We start from the raw sequence: 13,683 nt of genomic DNA on the forward strand, positions 1-13,683 counted from the left end.
TAGGTCTAAGGCCGCGATGAGCCCCTTTCGCGGCAACCTTTTGCCTCGACGGAGTGGAACTGCGGAAGCAAAACTCCGTTTAGCTAGCTCTCGGAGGGCAGGCGATGCTGAAATTCCACTTCAATGTAAGGAGGGGCGAAAGGCTAGAATTGGACGAGGAAGGCGCTGAGTTTGCCAGTCTTGAAGAAGCATACGAGGATGCCTTAGAGGCCGCGCGCGAGATACTTGCTGAAGCGATCATGACTAGGCAGTCTATCGATGGTGACTCTTTCGAAATCGCATCCGAGGATGGCACGCTTCTGGCGATAATCCCTTTCACCTCGGTTATCCCGAACGGCTGAGTGCGCACTCAGGCCCAGTCCGTCTTGCGACGCGAGGACGCGCAACAGATCTCAGCTACACCAATCCATTCCCACTCTTGGCTGCCACTGCCGAACGAAACTCCAGAGGCGGCGACGCCGTGGCAGAAGCGCATCGGAACAAATTACCGCTGCTTATGGTTTATTAAGTGATTCCGGCTGGCCGGATGTCTCGAACCCAATCCTTTAGGGGGAAGTCTTTATGGAAGACGCAGGTATCGGCTGGATTGCAGCAATCATTATCGGAGGCATTGCAGGTTGGCTTGCCGAGATGTTCATGAAGAGCAACATGGGCGTCGTCATGAACATTCTCCTAGGCATTGTCGGCGCGATCATTGCCAATTTTATCCTGTCGCTTTTCGGCGTCGCGCTCGGAGGATGGGTCGGCTATCTGATCGCCGGCTTTATCGGCGCATGTATTCTGATCGCGCTTGCGCGAATGGTGAGGCGGACGACCTGACGGCCGCTCCGCTTTCGAGGCCGGTACGGTTGAGTTCGGCGGTCTCTCACCACGATCTTCACTCATAGCGAAACCTCGGTGATGGAGGGGAATAGCCTCCATCCACCAAAGCTTCCCCCTTGGTCGTATCTCTTACGGCACATTCGGATTTGCTCCTTCTTCTTCATGAGGACCGCATCGCGCGCTACCTCGCGGCTGGCAACAAATGCGAGCAAGTGGTCAGTTCGACGAGCGCCGTCGCCACTGAAGACTGCTGTAGTCTCTGAGAAGATGCCTGTCACCTTGAATGCCGACGTCATCAGCCAGGCTACTTCAGCGCTTGCTCGATCCGCTCGAGGTGATGCGCCGGAACGTCGTCACCGCGCTCAGCCGCGGCGATCTCGGCGGTCGTCAGGCCAGTGGTGATCGCCAGCTCTTCCATGCTGTATCCCTTGGCAACTCGTCCCTTCCGCAGGGCATTTGCCGGCTCGAAATTCTTCGATACGTGATCCATTTCATTCTCCGGTGTTTGAGATTGCATTGTTGAACGAGGATTTCTCTCTCGACGCAGCCTCTGATTGCTTCTGCGGCGTCGCCCCGGCCGCTGCTAGCCTAAGTCTGCGCAGCCGTTCGGTCTTCTCCTCGCGGCGGCAGCGTTCTTCGTCTGTTGCCTCTTGCGCGATTGTGTTCGTGCGCTCGACCGCGGCCGCGCGCTGGCCGACGGTCAAGGTTCGTTTGATCCTTGAAACCATGATGTTCATCTCATGTGAGTGGTTCCCAAAATATGGTGATCCGCGCCTGGATTCACAACGCATGGCTGCCCTTCGCTGCACGCGTAGATCGGCCTCTTGAAGCAATCGGCGATTCTCATCATCTAGGGTTCACACCCCGTATTGATGACCGTGCCGCCACGATCCCCTCTGTCGAACGTGCGCAGTCGTCCGGGTTGGGAGGGCGCTCCCCCGCGACGGGTCGAGCGCCCTTTGTGTTTCAGTGGGCCACGATGATCGGAATACGCCGTGATGAACGATCCATGTTTGGCAGTTGCTTCGCGTTCAAGCGGGCGCGCGGATTGCAGTATGGGTTGAAGAAGCTCGACGGCAATCTCGATGCCAGTGTGAGGAATGCCGAGCGCTTCAAGCGAGGAAGGCGCGCCAAGCGGCTGCCGAGATTCTGCAGGCAGCTTGCGGCGTCCGGCACTCTGAGCGCCCGCGCAAGGCAGGCATGGCGTCCAGCGCGGATCGAGCGTTGTAGGGCGGCGGCAAAGGGCAGCACTGCAGCAATGTTTCGGCATGCGGCAGGTTGAAAGCGCCGCCAAGGACATGACAGGCATTGTCGTGCAGACCCGTCGAGACGTCGGCCAAGCAGTAGAGGCGTAGCAAGGAGCCGTAGAGGGCTTGCCCGCCTGCACCTGCGGCGTCCTCCGCCGTCATTGCCGGCAGGCCGCCGCCCTGGGTCTTGATCCTTGCTGTCGCTATGATCGCGATAATAGTTTGCGTCCGGCTCATAGATTGCTTCGACTGCGGGAGCGATCGCATTGCCGAAATCGTGTGTCGGGCGTTCGATCCATCGAGAATGCGAAACGCTGGCTTGCGCCGAATTGAACCGTTTACCGCGATTGCTTCGAGTCTTTCTCGCAACACCTAAGCAGGAACTTTGATTCTGGACGGATTCGGCTGGATTAGAGCGTTACAGTTACGGTATCCGTGCGAGGGCAAAGCGATTTTCGCGAGCGGGACAGCTAGAGATGGCACGTCCTTATCTCCTAAAGCAGGACCTTGATGAACGCGGATATGATAGCCGCCTGGGCGGTTGAGAATGGATTCCAAGCAATGGATTCCGGAAATTATCGTCGCCATGACAATGCAGGCGTGATCACGATAGAGATAAAAAGGATGTCATTCCTCCTGATCGATGAGAGGCAAGGATTGCGACCGCGCCTCATATCGCGGTTGTTCAATGACATATCGCTCACAAGCGCGAGTGGCCGCTTGCAGAGTCTTCTTGATCGCAAATACAACCACTGAGCGCTGACGTTATCCGGCAGACCAGCCAATACAAATGGTGGATCGTTGTTGGGGCCGATGAGCACCGTCGCAGATTTCCGACACTTCAATATTTCTTCATGCGAACGATCTTGTTGCCGCGCGTCCGCTCACGACACGTGTTCGGTCGCGGTTTTCGCCAAGCAGGTTCCACCAGCGTTCCAAGCGATCAGCGCCGAAGGCACCGCTTGTGACCGCCGCCATGGCGGCGGGTTCAAACGCGCTGACTGCGAAGCTCGCATCGGTATAATTGTCGAAATACCCCGTTGATTTTCATAGTCATTCTCTTAAAGCGCGGTGTCTTTGCCTGATTTGCTGTTGAACTCATAGATCCAGCGCACGGGTTGATGCGTCAATTGTAGGTAGGATCGGGCGGCGATATCGGATAGAAAACACCCGTCTGTCGATGGCGGAGCATGCCGGGGGAACGCGTCGAGGACGTCTTTGAAAAGGGCGTATCGATGAAATTCAAGTTCCCGAAATCCTTGTCGCAAATCCTTAAATCGCAAAAGAGACTGCGCCGGATCCTGGAGAAAAATCTGCTTCAGCCGTCAATAGGACCCAAGAAAGCGCGGCGCCCTTCTGCAAAAATTGGACTAATTGAAGTTAAGGGTTTCGGCAGCAATCCGGGACGGCTCTTCATGAAGCTCTACGCGCCAAGTCGGATGGCCGCCAAGCTGCCTCTGGTGGTGATATTGCACGGATGTCGGCAGACACCCGAAGGCTTCGATGCCGCGAGCGGGTTCTCCGCACTCGCGCGCCAATGCGGATTTGTCCTCCTCTATCCGCAACAGAGCGAAGGAAACAACCCGCAGCGATGCTTCAATTGGTTTCGTCCGAGCGCGATTGCCCGGGATCGGGGCGAGTTGATGTCGGTGCGCCAGATGATCGAATTCACTTGCGACCGGCATCGGATTGACCGTTCCCGGATCTACCTCGCGGGATTGTCGGGAGGAGGCGCGCTTACCTCTGCCTTGGTTGCTACATATCCCGGACTTTTCGCGGGAGCCGCGATTTTCGCGGGCATGCCACTGGGAGCCGCCAGGGATGCGATGTCGGCCCTGCGTGCAATGAAATCCGGTGTGTCGCGCTCGCCCAGTGAATGGGGTGATCTCGTTCGCAACGTCTCGCCCGACCAAAAAGCGTGGCCGCCAATTTCGATCTGGCATGGAACTGATGACAGGGTGGTAAACTCGTCAAACGCGCGGGCGTCCGTCGCTCAATGGCTCACGGTCGGTGGTATCAACGAGGATGCCGGCCAAACGACGTTAAAGCCATGGGGTGAGCTCACCCACTGGAAATCTAAAAATAAGGTCCAGGTCTCGTTTTATTCGTTGAAAGGTTTCGGGCACGGATTGCCGGTTCGCCGTTCAGCGAAGGAGGGTCAAACAGCGCGGTTCGATCCCTATATACTCGATGCGAGCATTTCCGGGCCGCTGACGCTGCTGCGGACATGGGGGTTGAAGAAGCGACCTGGCCAGGCCCCTGAATGATGCCTTCGAGTCCCAGCTCGCAGGTATTCGCCAAATTGCTGCAGCATCCCCCTTGACGCGGCGAATGCCATAAACGTCGGGCATGAGAGTCCGTTGTGCGGGGGGAGTGCAAGCTGTCGGGATGCAGCGCGTATGACGTGCAGGAGTTTTAAGTCGATCAGGCACCAGTCCCTGAGATCTGATTTTGATGTCAGTACGGGGCGAGCGTGAGTCTTAGCGAATAAATGTCGCCCCTCGACGCTTTACTTGAAAGCCCTACGTTTCCGCGCAATGTCCACCTCGTCGGATTTCCATGGCACGAATTAGATCAGTCGTTCTTTTAGCGCTAGCGGCGACTATGCCCGTCGTTCTGCTAGGCGGCTTTTTCGGACAATATCTTCTAGAGCAGCAGAAGGCTTCATTCGATCAGGAGGTCTCGGGTAAGGCGACTGCGCTTGCCGTCGCCCTGGAAAGGGAGCTGGCTACGAACATCCAGCTGCTGGCAATCCTTTCTGAGTCTCCTCGCCTCGACGGCCCGATCGACGTCGGCGCGTTTGCTGAAATCGCCAGGCGCCTTCAAATACGGGTTCCTAATTGGTCACTTCTTCGCATAACCGACCTCGACGGATCTATTATCGCCACAGTACCCGCGCGCGACGCGAAGACTGTTGCAGAAAAGAGCAGCCTTCGTCGGTTGAAGCTGACGGGGGAGCCTGTTGTTGGCAATCTCGTTAAAGGCCCGGTTGGGAATTTCGGATTTCCAGTGAGGGTTCCTATCACCCGCAATGGCAAGGCTTCTCTTGCACTAACCGCCGTGGTCCGGCCCGGCGCGCTATCGGCAGTTCTCTCCAAAGTAGGCCTGAAGGAGGGCCAGATCGCGTGGGTTACCGACGGTGCCGGGCTCATCGCAGCGTCGTCAGATGGTGCAAAGTCGGTTGGACTGCCCGAAGCCGCCTACGGCCTGCGATCCAATGACACTTCGGATGGACACGAAACGTCCGTGGCCGGCACTCTTCTCCGAACCCATTCCATGGCCATCGGCGATTATCCGTGGCGGGTCACCGTCGGAATGCCGCTTTCCCAGTTTAGCACATTATCTGAGATGACAACCGGGCTGCTCTGGGCCACCATTCTTGCGACAGTCTGCTGTGCCGGCTTTGCCTACCATCTCTTTCAGCGGGAGCGCACAAGCCTGAGGGAGCAGGAGAATACGGTTGCAAACGCCCAGCGAATGGATGCGCTTGGCAAGCTGACCGGCCAGGTCGCGCATGATTTTAACAATCTGCTCATGGTATTCCAGGCGGGCACCAGCGCCATACAGCGCGTGCCAGACGACGTCGCCCGCCGCGACAAGGTACTTGAATCGATGGCTGATGGCGTCGCGCGAGGCAGGGAACTGACCCAGAGGCTGATGTCCTTTTCAAGCAAGTCCAATAAGGCTGCCGAAGTGGCTGACCTCGTGCGCGCGCTTCAGGACGTCAAGCCCCTGCTGAGGCAGGCCGTCAACGACCTCATAACCTTTGAGCTCGCCGTGGATTCAGATCTCTGGACCTCGAAGATCGAGCGAAAGTCGCTGGAGATCGCGCTGATCAATATCGTATCGAACGCGCGCGACGCCATAACTGGGACGGGCCGCATCACGCTGCAGGCGAGAAACGTGCTTGACGGGGCGCGCGAGGCTGCACTCCCAAAGGGCCAGTATGTCGCGCTGACAGTCGTAGACACTGGAAAGGGAATGGAGCCTGCAGTGGCGGCTCGGGCGGTGGAGCCGCTTTTCTCTACCAAGGCCGGCTTGGGCGCGGGCCTTGGGCTGACGCAAGCATCGCGCTTCGCGGAGAGAAGCGGGGGGCGGCTTATCATATCGAGCGTCAACGGAGTCGGCACTTCGGTCACCATCTACCTGCCGCGCGCTCGCGATCTGGAAGGCCATAGCTACCCTGCGGAGGCAGGTACGATGCCACGGCGGCTGCTTGTCGTCGACGACACACCGGCGTCTCTGGAGTCCGCCAAGCTTTCGGTGGAAGGGGAAGTTGAGGAAGTGATCACCGCGAGCAACGCGCAGGACGCGCTGGTGCTTCTTCGGACACGCACCGACATCGATGGCCTGCTGAGCGACGTGATGATGCCCGGCATGTCCGGGATCGAACTTGCTGAGATTGCGCGGCGGATCCGGCCGTCCCTGCAGATCGTGCTGATGACAGGCTACAGCGACAAGATCGAAGACGGGCAGAAGATCGACTTTCAGCTCGTCGGAAAGCCGTTCACGCTCAGCGAACTTGTCAGCACGTTCGCAAATGCCAGTCGGGAACGTCATGCTCATACCTAACGGCGAACTTGATCCTGACACCTGCTAGGTGTCATCGGTGCGACGCTGTACCCGGAAACAGTTCCGCCGGGACGAAACGAAACGGTCGTTATACTTCGCGGGCGTCGCCCCGAATCGCCTCTTTCTCACACTCGGCGCCTATCGTCATAGTGATATGGTCATAGACCAGCTGACGCAGAGCCAACTCGACTTCGTTCACGACGTTTGCGGCGTTTGAAGCAGGAAGCAATCGTAGCCTCTTCCCCGCCGGCTGTTTAGCGCTGAATGTGGGCAGGTGACCCCAAATGGGCCGCGCAGAGGCGTGGAGAAGGAGTGGACCATTGACCTCCGCGCGGCCCGTACCCTTGGAAAGGGTAGATCGCGAACAGTGCAGGGCATACGCTATCCAACGATCCGAAGAGCCTAACCACTGTCCGAGGCTGCAGTTCCTTGTACGGTTCCGAACCAAACGTTTCGCCGCTTTGGTTCCATCGTGATCAGCGTTAATTTGCCTAATCCCTCTTCGTTTCCCTAACCCGACGGTGTCCGAGTTCGTGCGACGTATTTTGGTGCAAGAGGCGGATCGTCGCGATTGCGATCCCGAATTATCAGTCGAAACTGACCCCATCGTGAAGATCAGTTGACCCCAACTCTTTCCGCGCGCCCGCACAAGCAGTCCACCTTCGGAAAGCCAGCCAAGTTCTATGGGCCCGAAACCGAGATTTTCCGCAAGCGCCCCAATCTCCGCCGCGGCGCCGCCATCGTCGCTCGCCAGGAACAAGACTTTCCTGCCACCGTTAACGGCCAGGTCTTGGGCAGGACGGCAGCGGCCAGATGGTTGAAGCCCTAAACAAAGGCGTCCGTCAGAGAAGGCCTGTGCTACAACTGCGCTCGAGCAACAGACGTTCCACCCCTCGAGACACATGCCATCTGACGTTTCTGTGGCAGATTGATCTTCGACGTTACACGGTTAGACGGAGTTGACATGAATTTTCGGACAAAAGCCAGTCCTGAAGCCGGGATCTCGACTATAGGCAGCGCAATTCCTCGCCCTATCGCAGACCATGGAATAATTGGCGATCTCGCCACGCTTGCCCTCGTCGCCAAGGACGGTGCAATTGACTTCATGTGCTGGCCGAACTTCGATAGCCCGACGATTTTCGCAGGGCTTCTCGATCCAGAGCGCGGGGGCGCCTTTGAACTAGCCCCCGATATCCCCGATGCGCGGGTGGTCCAGCAATATCTGCCGGACACGAACGTACTTCTCACACGCTGGATGGGCGATCACGTAAGCGCTGAGCTGATTGACTTCATGGTCGTCAAAGAAGGCAGGGCGGATATTCCGACAACGGTAGCCAGAAGGCTGAGGGTGACCCGTGGTGAGGCAAGCTTCATCATGCGCTGCGCCCCGCGCTTTGATTACGCCCGGGAAACCGTGACTGCGCATGTGACGGCGAACCAGGCGGTGTGGCAGCCAGTCAATGCACATGGAATCCGATTGACGTCGAACATACCCCTTGCCGGCGACACCGACGGCGCTCGTGCGACCGCTCGCCTCGCAGCTGGCGAAACCGCTGATTTCCTCCTCGCGGGAATTGATGAAGAGCCGATCGAGCTTCCGGATATTCACGAATTTGAGAAAGCGACGATCGAATACTGGCAAGATTGGGCGGCGCAGTCATCGTACCAAGGTCGTTGGCGCGAAATGGTGACGCGGTCTGCGTTGACACTCAAGCTCATGACATCCCGTCGGCATGGTTCCGTCATCGCGGCGGGAACGTTTGGCCTGCCGGAAACGCCAGGCGGCGCGCGCAATTGGGATTACCGCGCGACATGGATCAGGGACGCATCTTTTACAGTTTATGCTCTCATGCGCCTTGGCTATCAGCAGGAAGCCCAGGCATTTACCACATGGATCGGCAAGCGCGCCACGAAGTGCCAGGGCAGCGGAAAGCTCGACATCATGTATACGGTCGACGGACGAAGGGTGCCCGACGAAGTCGCCCTTGAACACTTCGCTGGCTACGGCGGTGCCCGCCCGGTCCGCATCGGAAACGACGCGGTGGAACAAATCCAGCTCGATATCTACGGCGAGCTCATGGACGCGGTCTATCTCAGCAACAAATATGGCCATGCCATCTCTCACGATGGCTGGAACGGCGTGCGTGACGTCATCAATTATGTCTGTGATCACTGGGAAGAGTCAGATGCTGGGATTTGGGAAATGCGCCGCGAGCCTCAGCATTTCCTGCATTCGCGCTTGATGTGCTGGGTCGCAGTCGACAGGGCGATCAGGCTTGCAAACAAACGATCACTCGCGGCGCCGTTCAGTCGATGGATCGATGTCCGAAACCTGATCTACGAGGACATCTGGGCAAACTTCTGGGATGAACAGACCGGGCATTTCGTGCAGACAAGGGGCGGGAAGAGCCTCGACGCCTCCTTGCTGTTAATGCCGCTGGTCAGGTTCGTCAGCGCAACTGACCCCCGATGGCTCTCTACTCTCGAGGCAATCGGGATGGCTCTCGTAGATGACGGCCTTGTCTATCGTTATAGGAGCGACGATGGATTACACGGTCAGGAGGGCGCATTCTCGGCCTGTTCTTTCTGGTACGCGGAATGTCTGGCGCGGGCTGGCGATATTGCGAAAGCCCGACGCGTTTTTGAGGCCGTACTGACTTATGCCAACCATCTCGGCCTTTACGCAGAGGAGTTCGACACTCGCGCAAGCCTGTCGGGAAACTTCCCACAGGCCTTCACGCACATGGCGCTGATAAGTGCAGCCTACTATCTCGATCGCGAGTTGGACGGGAAAAAGGCTCAGGAATGGCGACCTTAATTTCGGCGGGCCGCTAGACGGGCAGAGTTGTGCACAACCACCTACGTGGGGTCTATAAGGGCCGGGCGGAAATGCGGTACTGTCTCGGCGTCATTCCCGTCTGTTTTTTGAAGGCGTCGTAAAACCGTGCGGTCGATCCGAACCCGCAATCATTCATGATATTCAAGATTGGATCGTCTGTTTCAGCCAATCGTTGCATGGCTCGCGCCAGTCGATAGCGACCGAGGTACTCCATAACCGAGATGCCGAGCACGGAGCGGAACGCCCGATTGGCGGTGGTCGGATGAACATGCGCGTGCCTGGCAATCGAGGGAAGCGTCAGCTCTTCGCTATACTGTCTGCTGATGAGCTCCGTTAGAACCTGCGCGTACTTTACCTCTGGACCTGATAATTTTGGAACGGGGGGAGGAGCGGCCCTTTTTCTGACGTGGTCAAGCATCAATCGCCGCACAACGATTGATGTCTCGTCCTTGACGAGTTGTCGGCGCGCGTTATCGCCTTTCAACCAATCATCGACCCAACGCTCACGCGCGGCAGAGGTGGAGCTGAAAGTTTCCACTTCGCTGATGAATGCGCCTTGCAGCACGGCTTGCCTCGAAGCCGCGTCGATGGGTAAGGCCAGGAAATCCACGAGAGGCAGGTAGATGCAGATCAGCGGTGACTCTGGAGTGACGAAGATTGTCTGATGGGGGATCGCTGCCCAGAAGAGGACGAGGTGACCCGCCTCCACGAACTCTTGCTTTCCGTTGAAAAGATAGGTCATCGACCCTTCCAGCAACAAATTGACCTCTATGTGGTCGTGCCAGTGGGCGGAGGCCATCGTGTCCGCGACGTGTCGCTCGACAGTGAAGGCACGGGGTGACCCTAACCACTCGCCTTGGCTGACGTCCAGGTTGTTGTCCAATGCGGTGCTCCGCTTCGATTCCAGAATTTTTTTCGATATAACAGGAAGAAATTCTCGGTGAGAAGAGGCAATCAGGCATCGGCAATCAACGCTGGAGAACCACATGCCGAAAATTTGCCTTATCGGGGCTGGGAGTACCGTCTTCGCCCAGAACATTCTGGGAGATGTGCTGTCCACGCCCTCAGACCATGACTACATCATCGGCCTTTTTGACATCGATCCAGAGCGCCTCAAAACATCCGAGATCGTCGCGCGGCGCATATGCGCGTCGCTGAAGCTCGACACGGTTCGGATCGAGGCAACGCTCAACCGCCGGGAGGCGCTGAAAGGTGCCGATTTCGTGATCCTGATGATGCAGGTTGGCGGCTATAAACCGGCAACGGTCACGGATTTCAACGTGGCGAAGAACTACGGCTTGCGCCAGACCATTGCGGATACGCTTGGCATCGGCGGCATCTTCCGCGGTCTCAGGACGATCCCAGTCCTCGAAAGCATCTGCGGCGACATGGAAGAGGTGTGCCCGAATGCATTGCTAATGCAGTATGTAAACCCGATGGCGATTAATTGCTGGGCGATCAAGGAAATCGCCCCGAGCATTCGCACCGTCGGTCTCTGCCACAGTGTTCAACATACGGCAGATCACCTTGCCAGGTGCCTCGGCGAGAAAATCGACAATATCAATTACCTCTCAGCCGGCATCAACCATATCGCTTTCTTCCTTAAATATGAAAAGCTCCATGGCGATGGCAGCCGCGAAGACCTTTATCCCAAGCTGAAGGCGCTGGCCGCGGAGGGCAAGGTTCCCGCAGATGACCGTGTCCGCTTTGATGCCCTGAAAAGGCTCGGTCATTTCGTGACCGAATCCAGCGAGCATTTTGCGGAATATACGTCATGGTACATCAAGAACCACCAACCGGAATTGGTAGACCAGCTCAACATTCCACTCGACGAATATATTCGCCGTTGCGAGCTGCAGATCTCACAATGGCATGTCCTGCGGCAGGACCTCGAAGGGGGAAGACCGATCGAAGTCTGCCGCAGCAATGAATATGCTTCAGGCATTATTCATGCTGCGGTGACCGGGAAGCCGGCGCTGATTTATGGAAATGTGCCGAACAACGGCCTGATTGAAAATCTTCCGCCAGAATGCATTGTCGAAGTTCCATGCCATGTCGATCGCAATGGCGTCCAACCGACGCGGATCGGTAGGATCCCTTCTCAATTGGCCGCCGTCATGCGGCTGAGCATTTCCGTGCAGGAGCTCACTGTCGAAGCGGCGCTGACAGGCAAGCGTGACCGCATCTATCAGGCCGCGCTGCTCGATCCGCACACCTCGGCGGAACTTTCGCCTGATAAAATCTGGCATATGGTCGATGACCTCATCGAGGCACATGGCGATCTGCTGCCGAACTACCACTGACACACTCTGCAACGTATTGGGGACGCGGCGCTTCTTTCGAGAGGCGCCGTTCCTTTTGGACACTCAGACTGAATTCGATCAGCAAAAATCAGATTAATGATTGACATTGATCTTTTTAAGTGAAAATCTGACGAAACGTAAACCTAAGGAAACAAACGTGTATCAGAGCGGCGGCCTAAAAACAGATCGGCTGGACCTCATCCGCAGCCATCTCTATGCGAACGGTTTTTCGACAATTCAGGACATTGCCGATGCCGTAGGCGCGTCTCTGGCAACCATTCGCCGCGATCTTCAGGTGTTGCAGGAATCAGGCGCGATTGATCGTGTCCACGGTGGAGCACGCATTGCCGACGGATCGTCAGTCGAGCTAGCGTTCCAGGAACGTGAAAAGCGTCAACTTTCCGCCAAGCGCGCAATCGCGAACGTTGCATACGAGCAGCTTGCTCCTCGGAGCGCGATTTTCCTGGATGCCGGAACGACCGTGCTTCAGCTCGCCAAGCTGATCCGCATCAACGCCATGCCGCTGCGAATTTTCACGAACGGCCTGATCGTGGCGCAGGAATTCATGAACGTCCCTAATCTGGAGGTCGTTCTTCTGGGCGGCCAGCTTCGCAGCGAAAACGCTTCTTTCGTCGGCCCGCACGCGGAAGCGATGCTTGAGACGATCTGGTTCGACCAACTTTTTCTTGGAGCCAGTGCTGTGAGCAACGATGGCGCGATCTACAGTGTCGATAGCGCAGAGGCGAGCCTCAACCGGAAAATGCTCGCTCGATCTGCCGATCGGTTCGTGCTGGCGGATTCTTCAAAGTTCGGCATGCATGCGACCCACAAGGTTGCACTTCTCAGCAGTGCCAAGCTGATCACCGACGCGGAGCTGTCGAACGATTGGCGCGCCATGCTCACCGAGTTTGCCGTTGAAACCTTATTTGCCGATCAGGGAGCGAAGTCTTGAGCGACGATCTGATCCTTGGCGTCGACGGCGGCGGCACTAAGATGATCCTCGCGCTTGCCGACAAGAACGGCTGCATCCTCCGGACCGCGCTGGGCGGCGGCATCAACCCGATGGGTAATCCAGGTTGGAGGACGGAACTCGAAAAATATATCGAGCCTTTTCGGAGTGAAAAGAAACTAGCAGGCGTCGCTGCGGCCCTGCCGGTGTATGGCGAGGTTGCTCACCTCTCGCGCCTGCTTGAAGAAACCATCAGGCAGGCCTTTCCGAAGGCGCAAACACGCGTTCTCAACGATGTCGATGCCGCTCACCTTGGCGCATTGGCAGGCAAGCCCGGTATTCTCGTCCTTTCCGGAACCGGATCCATGGCCTGGGCTCGGAATGCCGACGGCACGCCTGCGCGGACCGGCGGCTGGGGTGATGTTATTGGCGACGAAGGCAGCAGTTACTGGGTCGGCAGACGGGCGCTCAACCTCGTCAGCCAGAGCCTTGACGGCCGCTTCTTTCCGACAGCCCTGACCGAGGCCATATTCGCGTATCTGCAGCTCGATCCAGGCGATCCGATGGACAGTCTCGGCGGGTGGGCCACCTCGTCAGCGACGCGCTCAAGCATCGCAGCTCTGTCGGCAGTGGTCGATCGAGCCGCAAGGGAGGGCGACGAGGCGGCTATCGGTTTGTTTGAGCTCGCCGCAGACGAACTCGCAAAGCACTATCGCGCGGTTGCAGGGCACTGCGAGCCGGAGGCGGACTGGACATACGCCGGCGGCACCTTCCGGAGCAGCACTCTTCTGAAGGCGCTCGAGCACCGCATTGGCCGCCCCGCGGCTGCTCCGAGACTATCACCGATCGGCGGAGCGCTCTTGGCTGCCGCCCGACTTCTCGACTGGCCCATTGACGATGGCTGGATCGGGCACGTCGCCGCCTCGTCACAAGCGGCGTTTGCGCAATAAT

At 57.7% G+C, this 13,683-nt stretch carries 13 protein-coding genes and 2 pseudogenes; 9 read left to right on the forward strand and 6 right to left on the reverse strand.

The genetic code is table 11. The features are described from left to right. The first annotated feature begins 104 nt into the window (after nucleotides 1-104). Nucleotides 105-341 carry a DUF6894 family protein gene (locus tag ACS4RS_RS30045; protein ID WP_003592124.1) on the forward strand — a complete coding sequence of 79 codons (237 nt, stop codon included), beginning with the start codon at nucleotides 105-107 and terminating at the stop codon, nucleotides 339-341. A gap of 220 nt (nucleotides 342-561) precedes the next feature. After that, complete coding sequence (locus ACS4RS_RS30050) at nucleotides 562-819, forward strand: GlsB/YeaQ/YmgE family stress response membrane protein (protein ID WP_003592126.1); 258 nt, start codon at nucleotides 562-564, stop codon at nucleotides 817-819. A gap of 307 nt (nucleotides 820-1,126) precedes the next feature. On the opposite strand, the gene ACS4RS_RS30055 is transcribed toward ACS4RS_RS30050, so the two are convergent. The 3 genes from ACS4RS_RS30055 to ACS4RS_RS30065 form a co-directional block, all read right to left on the reverse strand. Then, entirely contained in the window at nucleotides 1,127-1,312 is a 186-nt protein-coding gene (locus ACS4RS_RS30055; protein ID WP_012555736.1) for a helix-turn-helix domain-containing protein, read from the reverse strand. Between the two features lies 1 nt (nucleotide 1,313). Next, nucleotides 1,314-1,559 carry a hypothetical protein gene (locus ACS4RS_RS30060; RefSeq protein WP_244429871.1) on the reverse strand — a complete coding sequence of 82 codons (246 nt, stop codon included), beginning with the start codon at nucleotides 1,557-1,559 and terminating at the stop codon, nucleotides 1,314-1,316. A 375-nt stretch (nucleotides 1,560-1,934) separates the two neighbouring features. Beyond that, nucleotides 1,935-2,306: a hypothetical protein gene (locus ACS4RS_RS30065; protein ID WP_439011918.1), complete on the reverse strand. Its 372-nt coding sequence runs from the start codon at nucleotides 2,304-2,306 to the stop codon at nucleotides 1,935-1,937. A gap of 273 nt (nucleotides 2,307-2,579) precedes the next feature. Here ACS4RS_RS30065 and ACS4RS_RS30070 point away from each other — a divergent pair, with 273 nt between their 5' ends. After that, a complete protein-coding gene (locus ACS4RS_RS30070) occupies nucleotides 2,580-2,825 on the forward strand; it encodes a hypothetical protein (protein ID WP_037073610.1) in 246 nt (81 codons plus the stop codon). An 85-nt stretch (nucleotides 2,826-2,910) separates the two neighbouring features. Here ACS4RS_RS30070 and ACS4RS_RS30075 read toward each other — a convergent pair. After that, a pseudogene (locus ACS4RS_RS30075) lies at nucleotides 2,911-3,065 on the reverse strand (ribosome small subunit-dependent GTPase A); the annotation flags it as partial. Between the two features lie 239 nt (nucleotides 3,066-3,304). Between ACS4RS_RS30075 and ACS4RS_RS30080 the strand changes: the two are divergent. Next, entirely contained in the window at nucleotides 3,305-4,336 is a 1,032-nt protein-coding gene (locus ACS4RS_RS30080) for an extracellular catalytic domain type 1 short-chain-length polyhydroxyalkanoate depolymerase (RefSeq protein ID WP_439012576.1), read from the forward strand. A 337-nt stretch (nucleotides 4,337-4,673) separates the two neighbouring features. Then, the gene (locus ACS4RS_RS30085) at nucleotides 4,674-6,641 is read left to right on the forward strand and encodes an ATP-binding protein (protein WP_449314131.1); all 1,968 of its coding nucleotides are present in this window, start codon (nucleotides 4,674-4,676) and stop codon (nucleotides 6,639-6,641) included. 610 nt (nucleotides 6,642-7,251) lie between these two features. Here ACS4RS_RS30085 and ACS4RS_RS30090 read toward each other — a convergent pair. Next, nucleotides 7,252-7,515 (reverse strand): annotated as a pseudogene (locus tag ACS4RS_RS30090) (NADP oxidoreductase coenzyme); the annotation flags it as partial. A 90-nt stretch (nucleotides 7,516-7,605) separates the two neighbouring features. Between ACS4RS_RS30090 and ACS4RS_RS30095 the strand changes: the two are divergent. Further along, nucleotides 7,606-9,459, forward strand: a complete 1,854-nt coding sequence (locus ACS4RS_RS30095; protein ID WP_439011922.1) for a glycoside hydrolase family 15 protein — start codon at nucleotides 7,606-7,608, stop codon at nucleotides 9,457-9,459. Nucleotides 9,460-9,511: 52 nt separating this feature from the next. Here ACS4RS_RS30095 and ACS4RS_RS30100 read toward each other — a convergent pair whose 3' ends face one another. Continuing rightward, entirely contained in the window at nucleotides 9,512-10,363 is an 852-nt protein-coding gene (locus ACS4RS_RS30100) for a helix-turn-helix domain-containing protein (protein ID WP_003592138.1), read from the reverse strand. A gap of 103 nt (nucleotides 10,364-10,466) precedes the next feature. Between ACS4RS_RS30100 and ACS4RS_RS30105 the strand changes: the two genes are divergently transcribed. The 3 genes from ACS4RS_RS30105 (at nucleotide 10,467) to ACS4RS_RS30115 (ending at nucleotide 13,682) form a co-directional block, all read left to right on the forward strand. Then, nucleotides 10,467-11,783 (forward strand): alpha-glucosidase/alpha-galactosidase, encoded by a 1,317-nt coding sequence (locus tag ACS4RS_RS30105; protein WP_439011923.1) that lies wholly within the window; start codon nucleotides 10,467-10,469, stop codon nucleotides 11,781-11,783. Nucleotides 11,784-11,940: 157 nt separating this feature from the next. After that, nucleotides 11,941-12,735, forward strand: a complete 795-nt coding sequence (locus tag ACS4RS_RS30110; protein WP_003592142.1) for a DeoR/GlpR family DNA-binding transcription regulator — start codon at nucleotides 11,941-11,943, stop codon at nucleotides 12,733-12,735. Beyond that, nucleotides 12,732-13,682: an N-acetylglucosamine kinase gene (locus ACS4RS_RS30115; RefSeq protein ID WP_012555741.1), complete on the forward strand. Its 951-nt coding sequence runs from the start codon at nucleotides 12,732-12,734 to the stop codon at nucleotides 13,680-13,682. Before ACS4RS_RS30110 ends, ACS4RS_RS30115 begins: the two co-directional genes overlap by 4 nt. The last annotated feature ends 1 nt before the right edge of the window (nucleotide 13,683 follow it).

Source organism: Rhizobium sp. F40D2, assembly GCF_051810745.2.
GTDB lineage: Bacteria > Pseudomonadota > Alphaproteobacteria > Rhizobiales > Rhizobiaceae > Rhizobium.